At 69.6% G+C, this 25,864-nt stretch carries 31 protein-coding genes; 10 read left to right on the forward strand and 21 right to left on the reverse strand.

Annotated elements, in window-relative coordinates:
• Positions 1–5: 5 nt before the first annotated feature.
• Positions 6–1,025, forward strand: coding sequence for a PHP domain-containing protein (locus G6N61_RS21330; RefSeq protein WP_163920703.1), 1,020 nt, complete (start codon positions 6–8; stop codon positions 1,023–1,025).
• Positions 1,026–1,035: 10 nt separating this feature from the next.
• Here G6N61_RS21330 and dinB read toward each other — a convergent pair whose 3' ends face one another.
• Positions 1,036–2,292: a DNA polymerase IV gene (gene dinB / locus G6N61_RS21335; protein WP_179973501.1), complete on the reverse strand. Its 1,257-nt coding sequence runs from the start codon at positions 2,290–2,292 to the stop codon at positions 1,036–1,038.
• Between the two features lie 25 nt (positions 2,293–2,317).
• Complete coding sequence (locus G6N61_RS21340; RefSeq protein WP_163920707.1) at positions 2,318–2,959, reverse strand: TetR/AcrR family transcriptional regulator; 642 nt, start codon at positions 2,957–2,959, stop codon at positions 2,318–2,320.
• Between the two features lie 76 nt (positions 2,960–3,035).
• Between G6N61_RS21340 and G6N61_RS21345 the strand changes: the two genes are divergently transcribed.
• Positions 3,036–4,505: a flavin-containing monooxygenase gene (locus tag G6N61_RS21345; protein ID WP_163920709.1), complete on the forward strand. Its 1,470-nt coding sequence runs from the start codon at positions 3,036–3,038 to the stop codon at positions 4,503–4,505.
• A 6-nt stretch (positions 4,506–4,511) separates the two neighbouring features.
• On the opposite strand, the gene rraA is transcribed toward G6N61_RS21345, so the two are convergent.
• From rraA to G6N61_RS21380, 7 genes are all read right to left on the reverse strand, one after another.
• Entirely contained in the window at positions 4,512–4,991 is a 480-nt protein-coding gene (rraA, locus tag G6N61_RS21350; RefSeq protein ID WP_163920711.1) for a ribonuclease E activity regulator RraA, read from the reverse strand.
• Positions 4,992–5,031: 40 nt separating this feature from the next.
• Complete coding sequence (locus G6N61_RS21355; RefSeq protein ID WP_163920714.1) at positions 5,032–5,565, reverse strand: hypothetical protein; 534 nt, start codon at positions 5,563–5,565, stop codon at positions 5,032–5,034.
• Between the two features lie 91 nt (positions 5,566–5,656).
• Positions 5,657–6,580, reverse strand: coding sequence for a CopD family protein (locus G6N61_RS21360; RefSeq protein ID WP_235887237.1), 924 nt, complete (start codon positions 6,578–6,580; stop codon positions 5,657–5,659).
• A complete protein-coding gene (locus tag G6N61_RS21365; RefSeq protein ID WP_179973703.1) occupies positions 6,577–7,101 on the reverse strand; it encodes a copper resistance CopC family protein in 525 nt (174 codons plus the stop codon). The genes G6N61_RS21360 and G6N61_RS21365 overlap by 4 nt, the downstream gene beginning before the upstream one ends.
• Positions 7,101–7,811 carry a YcnI family protein gene (locus G6N61_RS21370; RefSeq protein ID WP_163920716.1) on the reverse strand — a complete coding sequence of 237 codons (711 nt, stop codon included), beginning with the start codon at positions 7,809–7,811 and terminating at the stop codon, positions 7,101–7,103. Before G6N61_RS21370 ends, G6N61_RS21365 begins: the two co-directional genes overlap by 1 nt.
• Before the next feature lie 38 nt (positions 7,812–7,849).
• The gene (locus G6N61_RS21375; RefSeq protein ID WP_163920719.1) at positions 7,850–8,380 is read right to left on the reverse strand and encodes a hypothetical protein; all 531 of its coding nucleotides are present in this window, start codon (positions 8,378–8,380) and stop codon (positions 7,850–7,852) included.
• A gap of 7 nt (positions 8,381–8,387) precedes the next feature.
• Entirely contained in the window at positions 8,388–9,044 is a 657-nt protein-coding gene (locus tag G6N61_RS21380; RefSeq protein ID WP_163925000.1) for a DUF6474 family protein, read from the reverse strand.
• Between the two features lie 207 nt (positions 9,045–9,251).
• Here G6N61_RS21380 and G6N61_RS30940 point away from each other — a divergent pair, with 207 nt between their 5' ends.
• From G6N61_RS30940 to G6N61_RS21395, 3 genes are all read left to right on the forward strand, one after another.
• Positions 9,252–10,544, forward strand: coding sequence for a hypothetical protein (locus tag G6N61_RS30940; RefSeq protein WP_235887238.1), 1,293 nt, complete (start codon positions 9,252–9,254; stop codon positions 10,542–10,544).
• A 63-nt stretch (positions 10,545–10,607) separates the two neighbouring features.
• A complete protein-coding gene (locus tag G6N61_RS21390; RefSeq protein ID WP_163920720.1) occupies positions 10,608–11,099 on the forward strand; it encodes an ImmA/IrrE family metallo-endopeptidase in 492 nt (163 codons plus the stop codon).
• The gene (locus G6N61_RS21395) at positions 11,096–12,208 is read left to right on the forward strand and encodes a hypothetical protein (RefSeq protein ID WP_163920723.1); all 1,113 of its coding nucleotides are present in this window, start codon (positions 11,096–11,098) and stop codon (positions 12,206–12,208) included. The genes G6N61_RS21390 and G6N61_RS21395 overlap by 4 nt, the downstream gene beginning before the upstream one ends.
• Positions 12,209–12,270: 62 nt before the next feature.
• On the opposite strand, the gene G6N61_RS21400 is transcribed toward G6N61_RS21395, so the two are convergent.
• The 5 genes from G6N61_RS21400 to G6N61_RS21420 form a co-directional block, all read right to left on the reverse strand.
• Positions 12,271–12,669 carry a zinc-binding metallopeptidase family protein gene (locus tag G6N61_RS21400; protein WP_163920726.1) on the reverse strand — a complete coding sequence of 133 codons (399 nt, stop codon included), beginning with the start codon at positions 12,667–12,669 and terminating at the stop codon, positions 12,271–12,273.
• A 404-nt stretch (positions 12,670–13,073) separates the two neighbouring features.
• Entirely contained in the window at positions 13,074–13,814 is a 741-nt protein-coding gene (locus tag G6N61_RS21405; RefSeq protein WP_163920729.1) for a TMEM165/GDT1 family protein, read from the reverse strand.
• A gap of 256 nt (positions 13,815–14,070) precedes the next feature.
• Positions 14,071–14,604 (reverse strand): peptidase, encoded by a 534-nt coding sequence (locus tag G6N61_RS21410; protein WP_163920732.1) that lies wholly within the window; start codon positions 14,602–14,604, stop codon positions 14,071–14,073.
• A 163-nt stretch (positions 14,605–14,767) separates the two neighbouring features.
• Positions 14,768–15,391 (reverse strand): superoxide dismutase, encoded by a 624-nt coding sequence (locus G6N61_RS21415; RefSeq protein WP_163920735.1) that lies wholly within the window; start codon positions 15,389–15,391, stop codon positions 14,768–14,770.
• 146 nt (positions 15,392–15,537) lie between these two features.
• A complete protein-coding gene (locus G6N61_RS21420; protein WP_170314485.1) occupies positions 15,538–15,696 on the reverse strand; it encodes a hypothetical protein in 159 nt (52 codons plus the stop codon).
• 499 nt (positions 15,697–16,195) lie between these two features.
• Between G6N61_RS21420 and G6N61_RS21425 the strand changes: the two genes are divergently transcribed.
• Genes G6N61_RS21425 through G6N61_RS21435 form a run of 3 tightly spaced genes read left to right on the forward strand, consistent with a single transcriptional unit; the run spans position 16,196 to position 18,443 of the window.
• Positions 16,196–16,534, forward strand: a complete 339-nt coding sequence (locus G6N61_RS21425; protein WP_163920737.1) for a rhodanese-like domain-containing protein — start codon at positions 16,196–16,198, stop codon at positions 16,532–16,534.
• A gap of 18 nt (positions 16,535–16,552) precedes the next feature.
• Complete coding sequence (locus tag G6N61_RS21430; protein WP_163920740.1) at positions 16,553–17,614, forward strand: DUF4328 domain-containing protein; 1,062 nt, start codon at positions 16,553–16,555, stop codon at positions 17,612–17,614.
• A 4-nt stretch (positions 17,615–17,618) separates the two neighbouring features.
• On the forward strand, positions 17,619–18,443 hold the full coding sequence (locus G6N61_RS21435) for a glycerophosphodiester phosphodiesterase (RefSeq protein ID WP_163920744.1): 825 nt from the start codon (positions 17,619–17,621) through the stop codon (positions 18,441–18,443).
• On the opposite strand, the gene G6N61_RS21440 is transcribed toward G6N61_RS21435, so the two are convergent.
• The 4 genes from G6N61_RS21440 to G6N61_RS21455 all read right to left on the reverse strand — a co-directional run bounded on the left by G6N61_RS21440 (position 18,440) and on the right by G6N61_RS21455 (position 22,078).
• Positions 18,440–18,985, reverse strand: coding sequence for a ferritin (locus G6N61_RS21440; RefSeq protein WP_163920746.1), 546 nt, complete (start codon positions 18,983–18,985; stop codon positions 18,440–18,442). The genes G6N61_RS21435 and G6N61_RS21440 overlap by 4 nt on opposite strands.
• A 127-nt stretch (positions 18,986–19,112) precedes the next feature.
• A complete protein-coding gene (locus tag G6N61_RS21445; protein ID WP_276078664.1) occupies positions 19,113–20,261 on the reverse strand; it encodes an LCP family protein in 1,149 nt (382 codons plus the stop codon).
• 140 nt (positions 20,262–20,401) lie between these two features.
• Positions 20,402–21,178 carry a CPBP family intramembrane glutamic endopeptidase gene (locus G6N61_RS21450; RefSeq protein WP_163920749.1) on the reverse strand — a complete coding sequence of 259 codons (777 nt, stop codon included), beginning with the start codon at positions 21,176–21,178 and terminating at the stop codon, positions 20,402–20,404.
• Positions 21,179–21,274: 96 nt separating this feature from the next.
• A complete protein-coding gene (locus G6N61_RS21455; protein ID WP_163920752.1) occupies positions 21,275–22,078 on the reverse strand; it encodes a DUF2470 domain-containing protein in 804 nt (267 codons plus the stop codon).
• Positions 22,079–22,195: 117 nt separating this feature from the next.
• Here G6N61_RS21455 and pheA point away from each other — a divergent pair, with 117 nt between their 5' ends.
• On the forward strand, positions 22,196–23,125 hold the full coding sequence (gene pheA, locus G6N61_RS21460; RefSeq protein ID WP_163920755.1) for a prephenate dehydratase: 930 nt from the start codon (positions 22,196–22,198) through the stop codon (positions 23,123–23,125).
• On the forward strand, positions 23,122–23,808 hold the full coding sequence (locus tag G6N61_RS21465; protein WP_163920757.1) for a histidine phosphatase family protein: 687 nt from the start codon (positions 23,122–23,124) through the stop codon (positions 23,806–23,808). Before pheA ends, G6N61_RS21465 begins: the two co-directional genes overlap by 4 nt.
• Here the strand turns inward: G6N61_RS21465 and G6N61_RS21470 are convergent.
• Genes G6N61_RS21470 through G6N61_RS21480 form a run of 3 tightly spaced genes read right to left on the reverse strand, consistent with a single transcriptional unit; the run spans position 23,780 to position 25,842 of the window.
• Positions 23,780–23,989 (reverse strand): hypothetical protein, encoded by a 210-nt coding sequence (locus G6N61_RS21470; RefSeq protein ID WP_163920760.1) that lies wholly within the window; start codon positions 23,987–23,989, stop codon positions 23,780–23,782. The two genes, G6N61_RS21465 and G6N61_RS21470, sit on opposite strands and share 29 nt — an antisense overlap.
• A 58-nt stretch (positions 23,990–24,047) precedes the next feature.
• Positions 24,048–24,398 carry a metallopeptidase family protein gene (locus G6N61_RS21475; protein WP_163920763.1) on the reverse strand — a complete coding sequence of 117 codons (351 nt, stop codon included), beginning with the start codon at positions 24,396–24,398 and terminating at the stop codon, positions 24,048–24,050.
• A gap of 16 nt (positions 24,399–24,414) precedes the next feature.
• A complete protein-coding gene (locus G6N61_RS21480) occupies positions 24,415–25,842 on the reverse strand; it encodes a septum formation family protein (protein WP_163920766.1) in 1,428 nt (475 codons plus the stop codon).
• Positions 25,843–25,864 lie beyond the last annotated feature (22 nt).

The raw sequence follows: 25,864 nt of genomic DNA on the forward strand, positions 1-25,864 counted from the left end.
GGGTCATGGACGGAAGAGATCCCGTAGCCGACCTCCGCGAGATCGCGTTCTACAAGGACCGCGCCCGCGAGGAGTCCCGCCGGGTGATGGCCTACCGCAACGCCGCCGACGTCGTCGAGCGACTCGACGACGCGCAGCGCGAGAAGCACGGTAGGGCCAACAGCTGGCAGACCCTCCCTGGCGTCGGTCCGAAGACGGCCACCGTCATCGCCCAGGCGTGGGCGGGCCGTGAGCCGGACACCCTGGCCGAACTGCGCAAGGCTGCAAGTGACCTCGGCGGCGGAGAGATACGCGCGGCGCTCAAGGGGGATCTGCACCTGCACTCGAATTGGTCGGACGGTTCGGCGCCGATCGACGAGATGATGGCGACCGCCGTGCGACTCGGCCACGAGTACTGCGCGTTGACCGACCACTCGCCGCGGCTGACGGTCGCCAACGGCCTGTCGCCGGATCGTCTGCGCAAGCAGCTCGACGTGATTGACGAATTGCGCGAGCGGTTCGCGCCGATGCGCATCCTCACCGGCATCGAGGTCGACATCCTCGACGACGGATCACTCGATCAGGAACCCGAGCTGCTCGAGCGTCTCGACGTCGTGGTCGCCAGCGTGCACTCGAAGCTGAAAATGGACGCGTCCGCGATGACGCGGCGGATGGTGCGCGCCGTCTCGGAGGGATATGCCGACGTGCTGGGGCACTGCACCGGCCGGCTCGTCACCGGCGGTCGGGGGACGCGGGCCGAGTCGCAGTTCGACGCCGAGAAGGTGTTCACCGCGTGCCGCGACAACGGCACCGCCGTGGAGATCAACTCCCGGCCCGAGCGTCGGGATCCGCCCACCCGGTTGCTTCAACTCGCACTCGAGATCGGCTGCGACTTCTCGATCGACACCGACGCACACGCGCCAGGCCAGCTCGACTTCCTCGGCTACGGGGCGCAGCGCGCCCTCGACAACGGCGTGCCGGTCGACCGGATCGTGAACACCTGGCCGGTGGAGCGGCTCCTCGAGTGGACGGGTTCGCGGCCCTAGCCAGTCGGGTCTACTCGGGAAGCGTGGGCATCTCGAGCCCCGGGTCGCGGCCGAGCAGTACGCCGCGGGTCAGCGACGCGTTGCCGAAGCGGCGCCGCACCTCGTCGACCGCGGAGTCGACTGCCTTGCGGTCGACGGGATCCCGGTCGACCGAAGCGGTGTCGGCGCGCGTGGGGAACGGCAACTCGAGTTGGGCGGCGCCGTCACGGTCGATGTTGGACACCGCGAACCCCACCAGGGTGAGGCCCCGCTCGGCGATCAGGGGCGCCGCGCCTGCGATCAATTGCCGTGCGGCGGCGAGGATCTCGTCGGTGCCGGCGGTAGCGTGCGACAGGGTGTGCGACCGCGTGGCACGGCCGAAGTCGTCGAAGCGCAGCCGCAGGACCACGGTGCGACCGGTGCGGTCCGCCTTGCGCATGCGTCGGGTGATCCGGTCGATGAGGTTGACCACCACGGCATCGATCTCGCTGTCGGACATGGTGTTCCCCGCACGGCCCAGTGCCCGTTGCGCACCCACCGACCGGCGCCGCACGCCGGTGACGACCCGGCGCCGATCGATGTTGTGGGCGAGTGCGTACAGCTGCCTACCCATGCCACCGCCCACGATGGACGCCAGGGTCGACTCACTCAGCTCGGCGACGTCGGCGACCGTGTGGACGTCGTAGGCGTGCAGCTTCTCGGCCGTCTTGACGCCGACGCCCCACAGCCTGCGCACCGGCAGCGGGTGCAGGAAAGCCAGCTCGCGGTCGGGCGGCACCAGCAGCAGACCGTCGGGCTTGGCCTCCTGGCTGGCGACCTTCGCCAGGAACTTGGTCCGCGCGATGCCGACCGTGATGGGCAGCCCCACTTCGTCGCTGACGCGAGCCCGCAGCCGCGCGCCGATCTGCACCGGGGTGCCCGACACCCTGGCGAGGCCTCCGACCTCGAGGAACGCCTCGTCGACCGACAGCGGTTCGACCAGGGGAGTGGTGTCGTGGAAGACCTCGAACACCGCGGCGCTGGCATCGGAGTACGCGGCCATCCGTGGCGGTACGACGATCGCGTGCGGGCACAGCTGTTTGGCCTGGCGACCGTTCATCGCCGTGCGCACCCCGAAGGCCTTCGCCTCGTAGCTCGCCGCGAGCACCACGCCGCCGCCGACGATCACCGGCCTGCCGCGCAGCGCGGGGTCGTCACGCTGCTCGACCGAGGCGTAGAAGGAGTCGAGGTCGGCGTGCAGGATCGTGGCTTGACCCGACCGTTGCTCCTGGCCACCGGACACGAACACATGTTCGCACGTACGTGCGACGTCGCTACTGCGAGTCGCCGTAGATGCTGGTCAGCCAGATGTGGGCGAGAGTGTCGACGATGCGGTCCTGCGCGACCGCGCCGTCCTCGGCGACGAGAGTGGCGGTCATCGCACGCTCGTTCATCAGGTTCAGCGACGTCGCCAGATCGTGCGCCGGAATGGTCTCCGGCGCAGCGCCGCGGGCCCGTTCGAACTCGATCAGCGACGCAGTCTGAGTGATCCACTTCGCCATGAACGTCGACCAGACGGCGCGGACGTCGGGACTGCCCGCAATGGCCTCGGTACCGGCGCGGGCGACCACGCTGTGCGAGCCGAACGCGGTGAAGAACGTCCGGATGCCCTCGCGGAAGGCGCGCCGCGGATCGCTCGGCAGCGCTTCCATCGCGCCGTCGAATCCAGTGTCGGCCTGCTGAATCAGGGGCTGGAGCAGCGCGAGCAGGACGGCGTCCTTGGAGGCGAAGTAGAAGTAGAACGTCGGCCGGGACAGGCCCGCGCCCTTCGCCAGGTCGTCGACCGAGATGTCCGCGAACTTCTTGCCCGCCAGCAGCCGTTCCGCGGTGGCGAGGATCGCCGCCTCGCGGTCGTCGCCGGACGGGCGCGTCGAACGACGGCCGCGTCCGGATCGGCTGGTGCTGGTGGTGGTCACCGCGATCACTTTACTGCATGTCGAATTTCTCAACACACTGTTGACCTATTCGACAGGGTGTTGATAGCGTGTCGCCATGACTGAACACCTCGACGTGATCATCGTGGGCGCCGGCATCTCGGGCATCAGCGCCGCATGGCACCTGCAGGACCGCAGCCCGTCCAAGAGCTACGCCATCCTGGAACGCCGCGACAACCTCGGCGGCACCTGGGATCTGTTCAAGTACCCGGGCATCCGCTCCGACTCGGACATGTACACCCTCGGCTTCCGATTCAAGCCGTGGACGTCTGAGAAGGCCATCGCCGACGGCCCGGACATCCTGGCCTACCTCAAGGAGACGGTGGCGGAGTTCGGCATCGACCAGAAGATCCGGACCGGCCACCAGGTGCTGGCCGCGGATTGGTCCGACGGAGACAACCGCTGGAACCTCACCGTGCGCAAGGGTGACGAGACGATCGAGATGACCAGCTCGTTCCTGTTCGCCGCCAGCGGCTACTACAACTACGACCAGGGCTACTCACCCCAGTTCCCCGGTCAGGACGACTTCAAGGGCACCAAGATCCACCCGCAGCACTGGCCCGAAGACCTCGACTACGCGGGCAAGAAGATCGTCGTCATCGGCTCCGGCGCCACCGCCGTGACGCTCATCCCGGCGCTCATCAAGTCGGGCGCGGGCCACGTCACGATGCTGCAGCGCTCGCCGACGTTCATCGGCGCGCTGCCCGACGTCGACCCGTTCGCGGTGCAGACCAACAAGTACCTGCCCACCAAGGCGGCCTACGTCGCCAACCGGTGGAAGGCCATCTTCTTCGCCACGTTCCAGTACCAGCTGGCGCGGCGCTTCCCGGACTTCATGCGCAAGACGCTGCTCACCATGGCCGAGCGCAGGCTGCCCGAGGGCTACGACGTCAAGAAGCACTTCAACCCGAAGTACAACCCCTGGGACGAGCGACTCTGCCTGGCGCCCAACGGCGATCTGTTCAAGACCATCCGCTCCGGCAAGGCCGACGTCGTCACCGACACCATCGAGCGCTTCACCGAGACCGGCATCCAGCTGAACTCCGGTGAGCACCTCGACGCCGACATCATCGTCACCGCAACGGGCTTGAACCTCCGCCTGTTCGGCGGCGCCGAGATCCGGCGCAACGGCAAGCCCGTCGACCTCACCACCACCATGTCCTACAAGGGCATGATGCTCTCGGGTCTGCCGAACATGGCCTTCACCATCGGCTACACCAACGCGTCCTGGACGCTCAAGGCCGACCTGGTGTCCGAGTTCTTCTGCCGCGTCCTCAACTACATGGACGAGCACGGTTTCGACACCTACGTGCCCGAGCATCCCGGTGACTCCGTCGACGAACGTCCGTTGATGGACTTCACCCCGGGCTACGTGCTCCGTGCCCTCGACGAGCTGCCCAAGGCGGGATCACGCGCCCCGTGGAAGCTGAAGCAGAACTACTTCCTCGACATCCGGACCATCCGTCAGGGCAAGGTCGACGACGAGGCGCTGCACTTCAGCAAGCACCGCGCCGCCGTCAACGCCTGAGCCGGATCACGCACTGACGACGACGATCCCGTCCTCATCGCAATAGGCGATCTCGCCGGGATTGAACGTCACACCGCCGAAGGTGACCGCGACGTCGCGGTCACCTTCGCCGGTCTTGGTGCCCTTGCGCGGGTTGGTGCCCAGCGCCTTGATGCCGATCTCGATGGTGCGCAACGTCGATGCGTCCCGCACCGCGCCGTGCACGATCAGTCCGGCCCACCCGCTGTCCTTCGCGATTCCGGCGATGACGTCGCCCACCAGCGCGGTGTGCAGCGACCCGTCACCGTCGATCACCAGCACACCGCCGTTGCCCGGCTCGGACAGCACCGACTTCAGCAGCGCGTTGTCCTGGAAGCACTTCACGGTGGTGATGGGGCCGGCGAACGTCGTCACCCCACCGAGGTCCCGCAGCTGCAGATCGCAGCTGCGCACGTCGGGGTAGATGTCGTCGACGAGATCGGCCGTCGCCCTGGGTTCGATGGTCACCCGACGAATGCTAGCGAGCGGCGAGTCGACGGCTGGGAGGTCAGTCCTCGGAGTTCCGACGGACAAGCAGCACGACGAGGATCGCGAGCAGTCCCGCCGCGACGCCGGCGAACACCGGCAGTCGGGAAGCGTCCGGACCGGGTGCCACCGGAGCCGGAATCGGCGGGGCAGCGGCCACCGTCGACTTCGCCTGTGCGGCCGTCTCCTTGGCCGCGTTCGGGTTCTCGACGATCGGTGGAACGAGTGGAGGAGTCGTCGTGGCGGCCTTGGGGGCCGGCGGCGCGGCGGGCGTAGCAGGCGTGGCAGGCGGGGTGGGCGTGGCAGTGGCGGGCGGCACCTTCTTGGCGGGAGCCTTGTTCACCGGTGCCTTCGCGGGAGACTTCTTCGCGGGGGCCTTGGCCGGCGCGGCCTTCTTGGCAGGAGCCTTCTTGGCCGGGGTCTTCGCGGCGGCCTTGGCGGGAGCCTTCTTCGCGGGCGACTTCTTCGCCGACGCCTTCGCGCCCGGCTGCGGGGCGGCAGGCGGCGTGGGTTGGCCCTGGCTCTCCTGGCCGGGACGATCCTGCGGATCTGCCATGTAGCTGCTCCTTCTGCAGTTCTGGTCCAACGCTCGACGGCATGCGGCGCGGGGCCGGCAGTGCACCCATCATGCCAGCAGTCGTCGCCGGCTAGCCCGTGACCGCCAGCGCCGCCGCCAACGTCAGCCCGACCGCCATCCCCGCCAATTCGACCCGGGAACGGCGTCCCGACACGTCCGCCGCCGCCCGGTGAGTGCGCGCCGCGGGCAGCCACACCGTCCGATTCCGCCACGCCAGCGTCACCAGAACCGCGGTCAGGACGACCTTCGCGGACAGCAGGCGGCCGTACCCGGTCGCCCACAGGTCCACCGCCGACCCGAGTGCGGCCACGGCGCCACCGAGCCCGCCGATCACCAGCACCACCACGCAGACCAGCGACATCTGCGAGAACCGGGGCAGCACCCTGGCCCACCGGCCGCGGTGGGACACCGTCAGAACCAGCGCCGCCAGCACGCCGCACCACACCGCCGCCGCCAAGGCGTGCACGGCGACGGCGGCACCGCCCCACGGATCCTCGGACAGGTGCCCGACGAGCGTGCGGCCGGTGACGCCGACTGCCGCCGCACCGGCCGTGACGACACTTGCCGACGACGCGCGCGGAGCGACGACCGCAAGCAGACACACCGCCACGGCCGCCACCGCGCACACCAGCCCGGCCCGGCCCGCCGCGGTATCCACCACGAACTCGACCGTGGTTCCCACGCCGACCCGCAGCACCGGCACGCCAGCGGCGTCGGCCGCCGACAGGGGGAGCCGGACCAGTTCGCTCACCGCCCACAGTGCGGAGACGACGATCAGCGGGCGCGCGGCGTGGTCGGCGAGCTGCGTGCGGTGGCGGTCGACGTCGAGCCACGGGACCAGAGTCAGCCCGAGCGTCACGACCGCGCCGCAGTCGGCGATCGCGCGGACGAGACTGGTGCCGAACGGGTTCTGCGGGAACGCCAACGCCCAGGCCGACACCGCCGACGCCAGGACGACGACGGTGCCCCCGAGCCACGTCCGTAGCCGTGTCACAGGCGGCGCCGCACCGCCCACCACGCCCCGCCCGCCACGACCACGGCGGCGAGCGCGACGAACGGCCACACCGGTAGGCCACCGTCGGCGGTGGCGGCACCGCCGGTCGCCGACGGGGACGCGACCGGCGGACCCGGAGTGCCCGTGCCCGCCACCTCGATGCGGAACGTCCAGTTGCCGGACACCGGGTGGCCGTCGGCCGAGGTCACCCGGTAGTTCACCGTGTACGTCCCGGCCGGTCCGGTCGGCAGCATGTCGACCCCGACCACGGGCCCGGCCACCGTCACCGGCCCGGTCGACCAGAGGTTGCCATCCGGCCCCACGACGGTCATCGCGGCGAAGTCGGACTGCATGGCCTCGTTGAACGTGGCGGTGACGCGTTGCGGGCCGCGGTCGAGAACCGCCTCCGGCGCGGGATCGGCGGAGGTCCGCGTGGCGTGGGCTGCCGCCGGCCCGGCACCGATCAGCGCGGCGGTCGTCATCAGGGCGAACACCATGGCCGCTGCGGCGAGGCGGCGGATCACGAGGCCCTCCGGCGCACCAGGGCCACCACCAGCGCGGCCGCGGCCAGCACCAGGGCACCTCCGGCAAGCCAGCGCGCGGTGTCGTCCGCGGCCGGTCCCGCGGTCTCGGCCGCCGCGGCGGATGCCTCGCCCGACTGCGGTGACGGCGTGGCCGTGCCGGTCGGGGCCTGGTGGTCGTGCCCACCCGTCGCCGTCCCGGTCAGCTCGAGGACCGGTGCCGGGTACTCCGGTTCGCCGCCATCAGGCAGCGGCGGCTGATCCCAGCGCACCACCCGTCCATCGGAGTAGGTCTGCGTCGAGGGGATGCTGATCGACTCCTCGTCGGGCAACGCCACCGAGACCCGGAACAGCGCGAACTGCTCGGCCGAGATGCCGGTGTTCGGCGCGGCCGTCCACGTCACCGCCCGCACCGTTCCCGCAGCGGTGTCGCGGTCGAGCCGCGACGTCCATCCCGGCATGACCTCCGCGCGCGCCGACGCGACGTTCGGGAGGGCCACGCTGAATTGCGTGGTGAGCGTTCCGTTCTCGGATTCTCCGGGTACGCGGAACTCGAGCACCGCGGTGCTGCCAGGCGCCGCGTTCGCGGCGTCGACGTGGACGTGCGCAGCGGCAGTGCCTGCGCCGGTGAGCAGGGACAGGGTCATGACGCCGCCGGTGGCGGCGGCCGTGATGAGGGCGCGCGAGATCGCCCGGGGTGTGAATAGCATTGCGGTAGTTGCCTTTTCAGTCGTCGTCGGGGGTGTGGTCAGCTGATGCCGACCGGCGGCCCCCGATGCGACAACGACGCGGCGAGCTGCAGGACGGAGCGAAGGGGGTGGTCGCAGCGGCGGAACACCGCAGCGCGGCCCGCTGGCACCCGGATGGCAGGCGCCAGGACGGCGGCGCGGACGGTGCGCGAGATCGCGCGACACGACAGTTCGCCGACGGTCACCAGCGCGGCCACGGCCACCAGCGCGCCGACGTGCGCGGCCAGCATCGCCACGTCGGCACCCGAGGCGGCAGCGCCGTGGTGATGTCCCGACGCCGACAACAGCGCGTGCCCGAGTAACTGGCCGGCACCCATGGCCGCCGTCAGGACCAGGAAGCGGTGACCGCCCCGGACGACGACCACGAACCCACCGACGACGACCGCCAGCACGGCCAGCTGGACGGCTCCCGCGCCCGACGGCAGCCCGCCGCCCGAACCCGCGTGGGCTGCGGCGGCGAGCGCCGCGGTGAGCGTGCCGACCGCCGCGCCGCGGAGAACCGTGGCGGGCGAGGTCGGGCCGGGCGTCACGTAGGGGTCAGACCAGACCCAGCCGCGCCATCAGGTCGGCGTCGACTCCGTCGAGCTGCTCGGAGATCGCCGCGTGGGCCGACCGGCGGCGGGTGGCGGGCATGTTCTCCGCGGCCGCGACGGCGGCGGAGAGGTCGGTCAGGCGTTCGGTGATGGCAGACACGAACTGCTTGGTCTCGGCGTCCTTCGGCTTCTTCTCGGCGACCTTGCGCAGGGACTGCTCGGCCCCGGCGATGCGGGCGGACAGCGCCCCTCCGACGCCGGAGAACTGGCCGACTTGGGCGAGTGGAACGCCGAGCTGGTCGGCGCGCCGCTGGTCGAGGGTGCCCCGTGCGGCGACCGATGCGCGGTAGAGGATCGGCACCACGATCGGGGCGAGCAGGCGCGCGATGGTCAGGAACCGGCGAATCCGCCCCGGGCTGAACAGCTTACCTTCACGGGCTGCCCTGAGCTGGGTCTCAGCAACCTTCAGTGCGGTACGGTCGCTCTCCCGGCGGGCCTGCAGCTCGGCCTTGAGCGCCTTGGTCTCCCGCTTGTTCTCGACCTTGATGCGGCGCAAGTCGTTCTTGGCCGAGAGCTTGGCCTCCAACTTCGCCTTGGCCTTGATGGCACTGGCCTCCGCGCGGCGGGTGGCGCGACTCTTGCGGCGTTTGAACAGGCCCATCCCGGCTGCCTCCTGGTTGGTCAATCGAGGTCCAGCGACCTGGCTGTGCTGTGTGCGACCACAGTATCGCCGGAAGCCCAAGGGCACCGCCTCGCCCCGTCCGTAAGGGAATGGTTCGCCGCACCAGCAAACAGCGCGCCCGGGTTGTGCAACAATCGAGGTAATCGATGTTTGCCGACCGGCGACCCCGAGAGAGGTGGTGGTGACGTGGTTACGCGAGCGCGCATCGCCGCGGCGGCATGCCTGGTGGCGTCAGGCCTGCTCGTGACGGGTGGCAGTGCGTCATTGGCCTTTGCCAGTCCGGAGGACGGTACGTCCGGCGATACCGCCGGTGGCACCACCGGCACCGGGACGGGGCAGGCCGCGGACCCCACCGGCACAGCTCCGACGCCCGGTACGACGCCCGGTTCGACCACCGGTTCGACCGGAACTTCCGGCCCTGCGACCGGGCCGACGTCCACCGTGGGGAACGGGCGGAACGACGTCGAGCCCACCCCGGGTTCCGGCACCGTGACGGGAACGCCGAGTACGCCGACTGCCAGCAAACCTCCGGAGCCTCCGCTGAGCGTCGATCCGCAAACTGGCGAAGACCCCACTGGCGAACTTGGCGAAGCCGATCCCGAGGCGACCGCGAAGAGTGGGTCGGACCCGTCTTCGACCGGTACGCCATCCCCGGCGGCCGCCGTCGAGGCGCCGGTCACGGAGCCCGCCGTCGCACCGGACCCGGTGGTCATCGTGCCCGGCCAGGAAGGCTTGGTGGCCTTGGCCGACCCGACCACTCCGGAGGAGCTGGTACCGGCGTTCCAATGGCCGTGGTCCTGGTGGTTCAACGCGCAGCCACCGAGCGGCGACTCGGGTGGTGGCGGCAGCACCGGCGAGCAGCCGGTGTTCAACCCGCCGCGGTTGCCGCAGATGCAGTTGCCGCGGCTGCAGTTCCCCGACCTCACTCAACTGCCGGGCACGCTGACGCAGATCCCCGGGCAGTGGGTCACCGACTTCACTACCTTCGCGCAGCCCTGGCTCGAGGCCGTGACCGGTCTGGCGACCGCTGCCTCACAGTTGCCGTTCCAGCCGATCACCCTGCCTGTCTTCCCCCCGGGGACCGGCGCGGGCGCTGGCCCCGGCGGCGGTGGCGGCGGAGCCAACGCCGGTGGCGCCACCATCCCTGGCGTGCCGAGGCTGGCGCCGCCCGCGGCCGCTCCTCGTCCCGAGGGCACTCCCGATCTCGGCAAGCCGGCCGAGCAGGCGCCGCTGCCGGAGCAGCAACCGACGACCCCCGTCGCCACGGCGGCCGGCAATCAGCTCCTCCCCGCACCGACGTACCGGATGGGCTACGTCGAATACCTGCGCGCAGCAGGGCTCGGTCAGGTCGCCGCCGTTGCCGTGCCCGGTGTGACCGGAATCCTCGTCTTGACGGGTGCCGGTGGTCTCATCGGTTACCGCCAGGCACGGGCCGGGCGCGCGGTGCACGCGGGAGGCCCAGCGCGCTTCATGGGCTGATCGGAGTCGTCCGCGCGAGCGGAAGTGGAGACGTCATAGTCGAACCGTGGAGAGGGGGTCGAATTGCCAGCCAGCCGTCGTGTCACCCGCGCGGTCAACGAGGTTCTCGACCTCGCACCCCGACGTGGTGAGGTGTCGCTCGCTCGTCTCGTCGACGCAGTCGCGGATCACCGTGGCCGTCCGATCGAACTGAAGATGGCCGATCTGCCCTCCGGCGTCTGCGGCCAGTGGCGGCAGTACGCCGACCGCGACGTCTTCCTCATCCAGCGGGGTCTCCCAGCTGGCGACCGCACCTTGGCACACGAACTCGGCCATCTGGTGCTCGAACACGAGGGCATCACGGTCGTCGAAGCTGCCCGCGACACCGTCGAGCTGGCTAGCTCGGACCTCATCGGCTACATGCTCAACCAGCGCACGGGCTGCATGGGCCCCGCAGGCGAGGACGCCGAACAGGAAGCCGAGGACTTCGCCGCACTGCTGATCTACCGCCTGGGCCGGCTGCCGTCGGACCGCTCTTCGATCGTGCAGGTGCGGCTCGGAGAGGCGTTTGGTTGATCGTCTGGGTCATCGCCGGTCTCCTCGGCCTGGCGACCGGACTTCGCATCGGCTGGGCGCTCGTCAACAAGCAGTCGCTCGTCAGCGCAGCGATGATCCTGGCACTCGGCAGTCTGGGACTGGTGGCAGCGCTGAACTGGCAGCCGCTCACCCTGCTGATCGACACCCTGCTGCGCTGGCCGAACGTGTCAACGGTGCTGAGCCACGTCGCGTTGGTGGCATGCGCGGCCGGTAGCTGCGTGATGATCACCTCGGCGTCGTCGGCCCGCAAGCCCACGACGGTCCGACGCATCGCGATCATCCAGTACTCGGTGGCCGCCGTCATCGCGGTCGTCACGCTGGTCGCCTTCTTCACCACGCCGCAGCAGCCAGAGATGTCGCCCGAGGAGTACCTGCGCCGCAACCTGGGGTCCAGTGGTACGGCGTTCACGTGGCTGCTGCCGCTGCTCTACGTCCTACTGGCGCTGACCCTGGTGGCGTGGGCCGGCGTGCGCCACTCCAATCGCACGCGGCGGGGCCGCGCCCTGTTCCTGTTCACCGTCGGCATCGCGCTGATCGTCATGGCCAGTGCGTTCTTCCTGCTGCGCGCGGTGGGCAGCACCCGCTTCATCGGCGTGGGCTCGGCGGCGACTCTGCTGGGCTGCGCGATGCTGGTGGTCGCCAGCGGCTCGCTGCTGCCGAGCGTGGAGGACTGGTTCGGTGCCAGACGCGAACTGCGCGTCATCCAGCCACTGCTTCGGGAACTGAGCCGCAGGCAGCCGAACATCGGGATCGGTGTGCGGCCGCGTGGGCCACTGCTGTTCCGGGTCGCCGAGCAGATGTCGCTGATCTCGGATGCGCTCTATCTGGAGGCCACCCGGGTGCTCGAGGATGCGGACCATCACGCATTCGACGAGCCGGGCCCCGATGTCGCACCGGAGGCACAGGCACGTCGCATCGCCGAGTGGATTCATGCCGGAGACGGCGGAGCGGAACAGACGGCAAACGACGAGTTCCCCGGCCCTACGTGGCTGCGTCAGCCGCCGACGTACTCGGATCGGGAGTGGATTCTGGCCATCGCCGATCAATATCGACGGATGAACGGCGCGGTGGAGGTTGCCGCGCCGTAAGCGGCGGATCCGTCAATTTTCGCCGGACGCCGAGGGGGCACCGCGAGGCGGTGCCGCCCGGGCTAATCGTCCAGGTGCTCTTGGCGGCGGAGCTCGTCGACCTTCTCGACCAGGTCCTGCTTGGCCTCGGGTGACAGGCCGACGGTCCTCGCCGCAATACGGCGGATGCCCTCGTCGCGCATGCTCGCGAGCCACGTCAGCTCCTTGTCGAGCTTCTCGTAGTACTCGTCGTCGGTGAAGTACGCCGGCTTGATCCGGAAGAAGTTGGCAAGTGCGGCCATGGTGGCTACCGAGGGGTTGGTCCGGTTGCCCGAGCGGAGCTGCGACAGGTACGGAGCCGACATCGTGATGCCCTCCGACTTGAGGGCAGCAATCACTTCAGCCGACGTATGCGGGCCGCGTCCGGGCGGGTAGACCGTGTCGAATAGGCGGTTCAGCCGCGCGGAAAACGTCATGCTCATCGAAAAATCCTCCACTAAACAGTACGGTCGGGCGTCTCGGTTCCGTATTTGCTGATCATCGTAGCGATTGAAGCCGCGAGAGCCAAGTGCAAACCACCCGAAACTCGACACTACCCTCCGCGGCTCTGGCCTGCCATACCGTCTAGCAGGACTTTGTCCGGGCCACGCCCGTGTCGACGAGCATCTTGGCTAAGCAAATACTAACGCGGTCGTTGTTTTGCCCAAGTCGCAGGGGCCGAAGCGCGCGTCGCATCCGGCTCGCGGATCACGCGCCGCTACCGGCGAGAACGGGTCGACGTACTGAGATCGTCATTTGCTCAGGATGTGACAACTTTATGACCTCGATAGCTACGTCATGCCCCGCACGCAGTCGGTTCACTGGACGGGCCGCGCTCTGGCTTCGGTCAGTCGCGGACGCCGGGATAGCCAGCACCCGGGGTGGTGGGTTGTGGCGACGGTTCCCGTCGTGCGGGCGCCTCGCGCCGCGCCCGGCGTGCCCGCGCGATGCTCACCGAGGCCGCCGCGATGGCCGCCACCGCGACGATGCCGGTCGACGTCAGCGCCATGACGTGCCACTTCAGCGCGTTCTCGAACAGCAGCCAGAGCCCGAACAGCAGGAAGAGCACGCTGGCCATCTGGTGCAGGAACCGCTCGGGCAGCCTGCGGTGCAACATCCTGCCGACGATGATCGCCACGCCATCGGCGAGCACCATGCCGATCGTGGCGCCGATCCACACGCCTGCCCAGTCGTTGTCACTGGCCAGCGCGACGGTGGCAAGCATCGTCTTGTCGCCGAGTTCGGCCAGCACGAACGACGAGATGACCGCGAAGATCACGAAGCGCGGCTCGACCACGGGCGCGGCGTCGTCGTCGTTCCCGGACCGACTGTCACGCCACGTCCACGCCGCGAACAGGAGGAACGCGATCGCCGCGGCGAAGGCGATGGGACGCTCGGGCAGCGTCAGCCCGAGGAAGTGTCCGATCAGCACGGACAGGCCGTGCACCAGGAACGCGGCGATGCCCACGCCGGACAAGACCACCCACCAGCGGTGGCGCAGCGCGTAGGTCATGGTCATCAACTGCGACTTGTCGCCGAGTTCGGCGAGGAACACGACACCGAGGCTGAGCAGAGCGGCGCTGAACACGAGGGACCCTCTCGACACGTCACCCGGGCAGCGGCTCTCCGCTCTCGGGTATTCGGTCGAAGGTCTCGCCCACCGCGTCGGATGCGGTTCGTCTGCCGGGCTTGGCGCCAGTATGTCGACACGACGATTGGGGGCTACTCCCCTTCGCTGATACCACGACGGTAATGGCGTTTCCGCTCAGGCGCCAGTCCTGCGGCCGATTTCGGGAACCCGTATTCCGGGTTTCGTAGACCGGCGTCAGACGTTGCGAAAACCCTTATGCGGCAAGCAGCATGGCCAGGATTGCGGTGTCGGGATGGCTGATGGGGTCGACGCCGACGCGGCTCACCATCGACGTGACGGTTCCGTCGGACTCGGCCTCCACCCACGCCGCGCGGTGCTCGAGACCGAGGTGTGGAATGCCCGGCAGCAGGACGCATCCCGACGCCGCACCCATGCACTCGGGCAGCGACGGCGTCGTCTCCGACGGCGGGTGCAGCATGAGCAGCGCGGGCGGCTGCCGATCGGCGAAGTGGCCGGGGGCGATCGCGGACTCGCCGACCACCGTGCCCTCGGCCATGACCAATCCGATCGTCCCGGGCGCCGGGGCGTCGGGCAGTTCCTCCCGCACCCCGAAGATCGTGGTGGTGGCCAGCAGGCCCGGCAGCGACGCGACGCGGACCGCGACCCGCAGCAGCTGCGCCCACTCCTTGGTCGAATCCGGCCATCGACCGGACACCACGAATCCCTTGAGTGATCCTCCCGCGTGGAAGGGGGAGATCTCGACGGCTTTGCTCGAACCCGTGTCCATGTCGCCTCCGTTCGCCGACAGCCAGCTGGTTGCCCCGACACGACTGTGGGTCGATCACGTCAGGATGCGGTAGCCAGGCACTGGCACGCAAGAGGACACGACTGCCAGAACGCAAGAGAAAGGCCCCGCGCGATGCGCGGGGCCTTCCTTCCGACGATGGCGGCTAGCCGAAGATGAGGCCGTTGGCCGACGAGGTCGCCTTGGTGAAGCGGTCCTGGACGTCGGCCCAGTTGACCACGTTCCAGAAGGCCTTCACGTAGTCGGCCTTGACGTTCTTGTACTGCAGGTAGAAGGCGTGCTCCCACATGTCGACCTGCAGCAGCGGGATGATGCCCAGCGGGACGTTGGCCTGCTGGTCGTATAGCTGGAAGGTCAGCAGCCGGCCGCCGAGCGTGTCGTAGCCGAGCACGGCCCAGCCGGAACCCTGCAGCCCGTTCGCGGCGGCGGTGAACTGCGCCTGGAACTTGTCGAACGACCCGAACTGGTCGTCGATGGCAGCGGCCAGGTCGCCGGTCGGCTTGTCACCACCGTTGGGGGACAGGTTCTTCCACCAGATCGAGTGGTTGACGTGGCCACCGAGGTGGAACGCGAGGTTCTTCTCGTTGAGGAAGATCGCCGCGTGATCGCCGGCGCTGCGCGCCTCGTCGAGCTTGGCGATCGCGTCGTTGACGCCCTTGACGTACGTCGCGTGATGCTTGCTGTGGTGGATCTCGTTGATCTGACCGGAGATGTGCGGTTCGAGCGCACCGTAGTCGTAGTCCAAATCAGGCAGCGTGTATTCAGCCACGGGTTTCCTTCCCTAGGTGATCGGTGGAGCGCGTGGATCTCAAGATCATCGTCCACATTGCTCCATGGGTGCGCACACCGCAAGGACGCGTGCGCATACCCCAAGTCATACCCGGTCGAGGCGAAGTCCTATCGGGCGGAGCGGGGTCAGAACAGAATGATCAGAGCCAGGACGGCCAGCAGAGCGAGCGCGATGATGCCGGCGCGTAAACACGCCATCAGTTGGCTGCGGGTGTAGACGTGTGCTGCGGAGTTCCACTCCGACGGCGGCATGGCGGGGTTGGGACCCATGGGATGTGATGCCATCACGAACTCCTGACCTGCACGAGCAATGTCGTCCCCCAGTGAGATCTGTCACAACGCGACTCAGTGACGACGATCATAGCGGGTTGCCGGCGCGTCGCGAAATCGCCGTCGCGGGCCCACCGCGGAGGCGCGGTTCGCGCACGTAGAGCGTCCGACCGTCGGTAGCGGGAGCGCGGCGCGGCACGATCGAATCACGTTGCGCGGAACCCCCGCCGCGCAGAGTGGGCTCGAGATGGACGGGAATGATTCGCTCGGCTGGTGCGTTTGAGATGGTTCGCATGTGGGTAGATGGCGTGGTTTATCCCCAGTTGGTCACGCCGAAGTCACGGATTGCGCGGTTCAGGAGGTGTCCACACCGATCAAGGCCTGTGGATGAACCTGTGGAAACTGTGGATAGCCTCGACATTGCTGGCATCCGCAGACTCGTGCGGATGTTGTTCATGCCAGCATTGGCATCGGCCGGACACTGGGTGCCGACGACTGAGATTGGACACGCGTGATGAGTGACGGGGTCGCACAGGCGGACATCGCGGACGTTCCGCTGACGTTCGGAGACTCGGTGGTGCTGCTCGACGTTCGCGAGGACGACGAGTGGCAGCAGGGCCACGTCGAGGGCGCTCAGCACATTCCGATGGGCGACGTGCCCGCCCGCATCGCCGAGATCGACGGCGACGCCAAGCTCTACGTGATGTGCCACCTCGGCGGCCGCTCGCAGCGCGTCGCCCAGTACCTCGCCCGCAACGGTTTCGAGCCGATCAACGTCACCGGAGGCATCGCCGCCTGGGCTGCTGCCGGTCGTCCCGTCGTCACCGACGACGGCCGCGTGGGCACGGTCTGAGAGCCGTAGGCTGGTCGCGTGATCCAGGTTTGTTCGCGGTGCGGGACGCGGTGGAACGTCCGCGACCGTCAGCGAAGCTGGTGTCCGCGGTGTCAGGGCGCGCTGCTCGCACCGAGCGCCGAACCGTCCGCCGTCGCTCCGGTTTCGTCGCCCGTCGCAGCCAAGCCGGCTGATCAGGGCTGGGGGCAACGTCCGACCACGGGCACCGCGGGCGGCCAGCCGCCCAGGCTGCCACCCGGCTACCGCTGGATCGCGGTTCGCCCCGGAGCCGCCCCACCGCCACGCCACGGTCCCCGCCCACTGGGCCCGACGCCGCGCTACTCGGTCATCCCGCGCTGGGGCCTGACCGACCACTTCGACGGCCCGCAGGACGCCGCCGACGCACCCGAGGATCGCGACGGGCCGTCGGCCGCGACGGTCCGCAAGGCGCTGATCGGCACCGCGATCGTCGTCGGCGCCGCAGTGTTGATCCACCTGATCCGGTACGTGCTGCTGCTCGTCAACCGCTCGGTGCTGTTGCATCCCCTGGTGGCAGGCGCGGCCACCTGGTTCGGAGTCGCGCTCAGCGTGCTCGCTGCGTTCGCCGTCGTCGGCAGCGCGGTGGTCCTCACCAACTGGCTCATCGCCAGGCGGGCCTCGGCCTACGCCGTCGGTGGCGCGACCGATCCGCGCTCGGTGTGGGAATTGCGCGGCGGCTGCCTGGTGCCGATCGCGAACCTGGTGTGGGCGCCGGTCTTCGTCTTCGAGCTGGCCCGCACCGAGGGCAGGCTGAGCCGGCTGCGCACCGACATCGTGGCGTGGTGGTGCACCTGGGTGCTCAGCTATGCCCTGGTGATCTGGGCGTTCGCCACCAGCTTCACCCGTGACCCGCAGGGCATCGCCGACAACACGGTCACCACGATCATCGCCTACCTGGCCGGGCTGGCTGCTCTGGTGTTGGCGTATCGGGTGTTCCAGGGCTTCGAACGCAACCCCGTGGACCGGCCGTCCCGGCGCTGGATCATGGTGCCCGACGACGGGCCAGTCGAGCGGGACGCGGCGGTTCCAGTTGAGCAAGAGCAGCGGGAACCGGCAGCATAGCCTCATGAACTCGGGCGACGGCACGCTCGGTGGCCACCCCTTCGTGGTCGCTCATCGAGGCGCGTCCGCCGACCGCCCCGAGCACACCGTGGCCGCATACGACCTCGCGCTGCGCGAAGGCGCGGACGGCGTGGAATGCGACGTCAGGCTCACCCGCGACGGTCACCTGGTGTGCGTGCACGACCGCAAGGTGGATCGCACGTCGAACGGCACCGGCCTGGTCAGCGACATGACGCTGGCCGAACTGCGCGAACTGGACTACGGCGGCTGGCACCCGGGCGGCGGGGCCGGCGAGACGGGGTTGCTGACGCTCGATGGCCTGGTGTCGATGGTCCTGGACTGGAACCGCCCGGTGAAGATGTTCATCGAGACCAAGCACCCGGTGCGCTACGGCGCGCTCGTCGAGAGCAAGGTGCTGGCACTGCTACATCGCTACGGCATCGCGTCGCCGGCGTCGGCCGATCTGTCCCGCGCCGTGGTCATGTCGTTCTCCGCCGCGGCGGTGTGGCGGGTGCGGCGCGCGGCTCCGATGCTGCCCACGGTCCTACTCGGCGAGACGTCGAGGTACCTCGGCGGTAGCGCCGCCACCACGGTGGGCGCCACGGCGGTGGGCCCGTCGATCGCCACCCTGCGCGAACACCCCGAACTCGTCGACCGCGCCGCTGCCAACGGGCGCGCGATGTACTGCTGGACCGTCGACCACTTCGAGGACGTGCGCTACTGCCGCGACGTCGGCGTTGCCTGGGTGGCCACCAACCATCCGGGGCGCACCAAGGGCTGGCTGAAGTCGGGCCTGACCGGAGCGGGCGTCGACCAGCCGGACGGCTAGAGGTTGCCGCCTGCTGCCTTTGGCGCAGTCGGATCGCTCGCACCCGAGGGGATCTCGCGGGCGATGAAGTCCTCGAGGTGGAAGAGGTCGGCGCCGGCACGCTCGCTGACCCGCACCAGCGTCGTCATCAGCGCGACTTCCTCGACCTGCTCCTTGAGGAACCACTGCATGAACTGCTCGCCGAGGTAGTCGCCCTCGTCGCGTGCGACGGCCGCGAGCCGGCTGATCTGCTCGGTGACCGTGCGCTCCTGCTCGAGTGCCAATCGCAGCGCCTCGGTGGGCGAGCCGAACGTGTTGCGGACCGGCTCGGTACCGGGGATCTCCACGGCGACGTCGCGGTCGATCAGGTACTGCACGAGCATCATCGCGTGGTTGCGCTCGTCGAGCGCCTGGGCGTAGAAGTGCTTGGCCAGCTGGGGCAGGTCGTCACCATCGAAGTGCACGGCAATCGCGATGTATTGCTGTGACGCGGTGAACTCGTTCCGGATCTGCTCCTGCAGCAGGTGGTGGAACTTGGTGTCGAGTGCGGTCGAGTCAGCCATGAGGACCAAGATACTGCAGGTCAGAGTGCATTGTCATCAAAGGTATGCCTAATTCAGGCGAGCTTTGCCTAACTCAGGTGAGGGTAAGTTGACCTCGGCGCGTGAGTTTGCTCACTGGCCGCGAGCGTCATGGTTGACCGGCATCGAGGACGTCCTGCGGCACCGCGTCGTCGGCGGCCAGGGCAGCGAACAACCTGCCTGCCGCCTCGTCGTCCCACACCACGACCGACCCGGCGCCGCCGTCGGTGAAGTCGCTGATCGGAACGGTGGTGGTGGTGACCGAACCGTGCAGGGCCCAGGCCAGTCGCGCGAGGTCCCACACGTGCGCGCCCTCGTCAACCGTCACCGCACCGGACGCGGCGGTCGCCATCGGATACCAGCGCAGGGGGTTCGCCAACACGCCCGGGCTGGCGGCGCGCTGCATCAGCGTCGACATGAACTGGCGCTGGTTGACCATGCGGTCGAGGTCGGCACGCGGGGTCGCGCGCGTCCGGACGTAGCCGAGCGCGTTACGCCCGTCGAGTTCCTGGCAGCCGGCAGGCAGGTCGATCCCGGCCAGGGGGTCGTTGATGGGCTCGGGCGGACACATGGTGACGCCACCGACCGCGTCGACCATGTCGGCGAATCCGTCGAACCCGATCTCCGCGTAGTGGTCCAGACGCATCCTGGTGGCCTGTTCGACCGTCTGCGCCAGCAGGGGAGCGCCACCGACGGAGAACGCGGCGTTGATCTTGTCCTCGCCGTAGCCGGGAATCGACACGTACGAGTCGCGTGGGATCGACACCATGGTCGTGGGCGCGCTGGACAGCAGCCCGGGCACGTGCACGAGCAGGATCGTGTCCGTGCGCCCGTTGCCGACGTCGCCGCCGGTGGCCAGTTCCGCCTGTTGCTCGGGACTGAGGTCCTGCCGGCTGTCGGACCCGACGAGTAGCCACGTCGTGCCGCTGCCCGCGGCGGGGCGCTCCGCGTAGTTCGCGAGCGCCGGGATGCGGCGCAGATGGGTGTCGATCCAGAAGCCGGTGCCCACGAAGGCGGCGACGAAGACCAGCAGCAGCGTCAGCACGATCCGGCCCCAGTGCCGCTTGCGCTTCGGCTTGGACTTCGGTGGCGCGGGCGGCGGCGGGACGGGTCGTGCGGGCGGACGCGCTGCCGCGCGCGGTGGCTGAGGTGGCGGTGGGCGACGCGGCGCCTGCGCAGGCGGGGGAAGGTGGCGGGGCGGCTGTTGCCTCGGCGGAGGCTGTCTGGGCGGAGGTGGTGGAGGCGGCTGCCCGGGCATGGGCCGCGGGGCTGGCCGACGAGGCGGAGGCGGAGCGATCGGCTGCGTGGCGTCGGGCCGCGCGGGAAACCGGGGGTCGCGGCGGATCACCTGCGGCTCCTCCCGCGGCGGCCGCGGCCGGCGTGGGTCGGGAGGACGGGTCACACGGATGAACCTAGCCAGCCGAGATGACCCGCGGCCAGCGCGTAGCCGACGAACGCCACGGCGTCGATCACCCCGTGGGCGACCACCAACGGCCACAGCCGTCCGGTGCGCTGCCAGACGAAGCCGAACACCAGGCCCATCACGATGTTGCCGACGCCTGCGCCGAACCCCTGGTAGAGGTGGTAGAGGCCGCGCAGCACGCTCGATGCGACCAGGACGACGACGGGTGTCATGCCGAGCTGGCGCAGTCGCGTCATGAGGAAGCCGACGACGATGATCTCCTCGGCCCAGCCGTTCGCGAACGCCACGGCGAGCAGCACCGGAATCCGCCACCACGTGTCGTTGAGTTCGGCGGGTTCGACCTCCACGCCGATGCCGAGCATGCGTCCCACGACGTAGAGGCCGAGCCCGGGCACGCCGATCAGCGCGGCGAGACCGAGGCCGCCGAGCAGGTCGGGTTTCAGGCGGAACCGCCCTAGCCCGATCGTGGCGGGTCCAATCCCACTGCGCCACAACAGGAACAGCCCCAGGCAACCCCACGCCAGCAGCTGGAAGACCGATGCCAGGTTCAGGCCGAGGTCGATCAGGTCGATCGGCGACCGGCGCGGGTTCAGTGCGACGGTCTGGCCAGACAGACCCAGGATCACGGCCTCGGTGAGGCGCAGCAGCGCGGTGTAGGCCGACAGGCCGAACGTCACCGCGAGGACCACGGCGATCTCGATGCGGATCGCGCGTCGCGGCGGGGCGATGAAGTCGTCGGACGGCTCGGTCACCGCAGCCACGGTAGTGCCGCCCCGCCCAACTGGAGCGTCACGTCGCTGGAGCGCCGCCGCGACGACGTGACTCTCCAGTTCGGCGAGAAGCGGCGCCTAGATGCGGCGCGCGCGCAGCCCGTTGAGGAAGGGGCAGCCCATCAGGACGCGGATCGCCTGGCTCAGCCCGGTCACGTCGTCGACGGGCTTGGCGAACGGCAGCCGCACGTCGTGATCGCCGTCGACGTCCTCGACGCGCAACTGCACGCCGTAGCGGTCCAGGCCGAGCGGGCGGACGCGGCCGCCGCGAAGGGGGGTAGGAAGGCGCTCGGCCAGTCGGTCGACGACCTCGCGATGTGCTGACTCGAGGTGCTGCAGCCAGCAGGATTCCAGCGTGCAGAACGGGTCCGGCTCCGCCTCGAGCAGCGTGCTGAGACCCACCGACTCGGCGCCGGTGGAGTCGGCGACCACGACGGACTCGATCTCCAGCCGGACCAGCGCGTAGGGGGTGTCGCCGTTCGAGGCGTCGTCGGTGCCGGTATTCACTTGCAGCAGAGCAGGATTCGGGTTGGCGGTCGCGATGAGGTCGAGCAGGCCGGAGACGTCGCGGGTGGGGACGTGGTGCAGGCGGCCGCTCAACCACACCAGTGACCGCACGGGTTCGCGCAGTGGGAGCGGGGCGTAGTCGGTCATCTCCAGCACGGCCTGCATGCCCGCGGATCCGGATGCGACGACCATCGCGGCCAGTCGGCCGTTCGCGGGCACGGTGATCGCGAACGATCCGTCGTCGAGCAGGTGGTGCACCGGAGTCGGCGTGGGCTCGACGCCCTCGACGGCCACCATGGCACCGCCGGCCCTGGCGCAGGCGCTGCGGATGCGCTCGGCGGTCGTAGGGGCCACGAGTGTCTTCGAGGTGGTCATCGCGAGTGCCTTCCAGTTACTGAGGTAAGCCTAACTTAACTACGGCTCTCGACCCGCGCAAGGCGTACCCGCCGATTTCGACACCGACGCTCCGTTGGCAGCCGATAGGGTTGGGCGGTGCCGCGCGTCGCCTACCTCGGGCCCGAGGGAACGTTCACCGAAGCGGCGTTGTGGCAGATCGCGGGCTCGGGCGCGCTCGCCGGGGAGGTCGAACCCCGGTCTGCGGAATCACCCGGAGCGGCATTGGCGATGGTGCGCGCGGGCGACGCCGACTACGCGTGCGTGCCCTTCGAGAACTCCATCGAGGGATCGGTGATCCCGACCCTGGACAGCCTCTCGACGGGGACGCCACTGCAGATCTACGCCGAGCACACGCTCGACGTCGCCTTCAGCATCGTGGTCCGGCCCGGCGTGGGCATCGACCGGGTGTCGACCGTCGCCGCGTTTCCGGTCGCAGCCGCCCAGGTTCGGCATTGGCTCGCCGAACACCTGCCGTCGGCGACCCTCGTGCCCGCCAGCTCCAACGCCGGCGCGGCCCAGGACGTGGCAGGCGGTCGCGCCGACGCCGGGGTCTCCACGGCGCTGGCCGCGCAGCGCTGGGGGCTCGACGTCCTGGCCGCCGACGTCGTCGACGAGCCGAACGCCCGCACCCGGTTCGTCCTCGCCGCCCCGCCGGGGCCGCCGCCGCGACGCACCGGCGCCGACCGCACGTCGGTGATCCTGCGCCTGGACAACACCCCCGGCGCGCTGGTCGCGGCGATGACCGAGTTCGCCGTCAGGGACATCGACCTGACCCGCATCGAATCCCGCCCGACCAGAACCGAACTGGGCACCTACGTGTTCTTCCTGGACTGCGTGGGACACATCGATGACGATTCGGTGGCGCAGGCACTCAAGGCGCTGCACCGTCGTTGTAGGGATGTGCGATATCTCGGATCATGGCCCACGGGCACCGCGGCAGGCGCAGTGCCGCCCTCGGACGACGACGCGTCACGCTGGCTCATCGGACTGCGCGAGGGCAGCCCGACCGGGGGAAGCGGCGCGTGAGCGGCCGTCTCGTCCTGGTCAGGCACGGTCAGTCGCACGCCAACGTCGAACGACGGCTCGACACCCGGCCGCCCGGCGCCGCGCTGACCGATCTCGGTCTCCAACAGGCGCACGAGTTCGCCGCGGGGTGGGCGCATCCGGTCGGGCTGGTCGCCCACTCGGTGGCGGTGCGCGCAGTGCAGACCGCCGAACGGATCGGTCAGCACCTAGGCCTGCCGACGGTCGCGCTCGACGGCATTCACGAAGTCCAGGCGGGAGACCTCGAAGACCGCAACGACGACCCGTCGATCGACCTGTTCCACGACGTCTACGGGCGGTGGCACCAGGGCGAACTCGGCGAACGCGTCCCCGGCGGGGAGACCGGCACCGAGGTGCTGGAGCGGTACCTGCCGGTGATCAAGGAGCTGCGGGTCCGCTACCTCGACGACGCGGCATGGCGCGACGACGTCGTCGTGGTCAGCCACGGCGCGGCAATCCGGTTGGTGGGCGCGGTGCTCGGCGGGGTCGACGGCGGCTTCGCCCTCGAACACCACCTCGCCAACGCCCAGTGCGTGGTGCTGACCCCGATCACCGACGGGCGGTGGAGCTGCCTGCAGTGGGGCGAGCTGCTACCGCCGTTCCAACCCGAACCCGACCCTCAGCCCGGCCAGGAGGTCACGCAAACCGCCGACCCGATGGGTTGACGTCCGCGTCCTCGGCCGAGCATTCGCAGCCGATGGCGACGCAGTCGATCACGTAGACGTGTTCGAGGTGGGGTGCTTCGCAGTCGGGCTCCGTGCACTCCGGCCGCGACGTCACGTGCTCGATGACGGTGCCGTGGCAGTGCCACAGCCCGCTCGTGCAGTGTGCGCATTCACCGGTCATGAGTCGTTTGTAGCACCATGCGCCGACGAATCAAGGTCGCCGCGCATGGACCTGCGGGTCAGCCCCACCCGAGTTGGTGCAGCCGCTCGTCGTCGATGCCGAAGTGGTGGGCGATCTCGTGGATCACGGTGATGGCGACCTCGTCGACGACGTCCGCCTCGGTGTCGCAGACGTCCAGCAGTGCGTCCCGGTAGATCGTGATCGCGTCGGGTAGCGAGCCCGAGTACGACGAGTCGCGTTCGGTGAGCGCGACGCCCTCGTACAGCCCGAGGATGTCCGGTTCGGTGGCGTGCCGCGGTTCGACGAGCACCACGACGTTGTCGATGGCCTTGGCGAGCTTGGGCGGGATCAGGTCCAGTGCGTCGGACACCAGCTCGTCGAACCGTTGCGGGGTCATCCGCACGGGCATCAGATCACGCCGTCGGTCAGGCCGGGGGAGGCGGAGGCAGCAGCGGTCCGGGCGGCGGCGCCCCAGGAGGCGGAGGCGGCACGTCCGCCGGTGGCGGGGGAGCGGCACCCGGAGGCGGCGGCGGTACGGCGCCGTCTTGCGGCGGGGCTTCGCCGGGCGGTGGGCCCGGGGGTGGCGGCGGGCCGTTGAGGAACGTGTTGCCCTGCGGTGGCGGCGGAGCGGAGGTCTCCGTCTCCGGGGTGCTCGAGGTCGACGTCTGCTGCGGCTGCTGGTTCGGCAGGTGCTGGGAGTCGTCCTGCGTGCTCTGCGACGACGAACTCTGATCGCTGAGGTCGATCTCCGAGGTCATCTGCGTCGAATCCGGCATCGGGATCGGCGGCAGGTTGAGCCGCTCCTCGGGGATGTCCGGCGGCGGGACGGGCGGGCGGCCATTGATCATCAACGGGCCCTTGGCGCTGTTCAGCAGCGTCGACCAGCCGCCGTTGCCCAGGGTGGCGCCGATGCTGCAGGACACCTGGTGGCTGCCTGCGTTCCAGCTCGGCAGCGAGATGGTGCCGTAGATCAACGTCAGCGTGGTGCTGCGCAGCTGTATCGGAGCCAGGTAGGCGTCGGTCATCCGCGTGCACTCGTCCTTGATGAACGCGTCCTGGTCGGCCTCGGCGGGCAGCTGCCCGGGGAACTTCTCGGCGAGGTTCACCGACCCGGTGACCTCCATGGCGTGCGGCGCCGCACAGTCGACGGGGATGTCGGTGGGCTGGTTGGTCGTGGGGTCGATGCCCAGGCAGGTGCCCGCCGTCCAGACCTGTGATTGGTCGAGGTTCGCGACCTTGCCCTTGTACGACAGTTGCTGGTTGTTCGGTCCGGGCAGCTGCAGCCCGCACAGCATCCGGCGCTCACCGAGCTGGCGCCACGCGCGGTCACCGGACCACAGCAGGCTGACGGTGAACTTGCCATTGGGGTCGAACTTCGGGCCCAGGTAGGTCCGGGCGGCCGCGCTGCACTGCTCCTGGCTGATCTGCTGGATGCGGGCGGGCGACGGCGGCGCCGCGTCCGGGCCGTACTCGCTGCCCGGGAACGTGCTCATGTCGATCGCCTCGGCGACCTCGAAGCGGTGATCGGCGGCGCAGTCGACCACCTCGGCGGAGTCCGGCGTGCGCTCCGGCCAGTTCAGGCAGTCGCCGCTCTTGGCGTTGTCGAACGTGTCGTTGGTCCGCGCGCCCAGCGCCGTGCCGGTGGTGAGGCCGATCGGCCCGTTCTTGCCGGGGGGAGCGGGCAGCGCGGTGAGCAGACCTGCGATGAGGAGGCCGCCGAGGGCGGTGAGCAGCAGGCCACGCCGGGTGCCGTTGGACTGCAGACTGAGCCACCACGCGCGCCGACGCGACGCCTGCGCGCCGTCCTCGGGTTGCTGGTCTTGGCCGTCCTGTGCATCCAACATCGAGTCCATTGTGACAGGCGCGTCGAGTCCT

The sequence above is a fragment of the Mycolicibacterium arabiense genome, from assembly GCF_010731815.2.
GTDB lineage: Bacteria > Actinomycetota > Actinomycetes > Mycobacteriales > Mycobacteriaceae > Mycobacterium > Mycobacterium arabiense.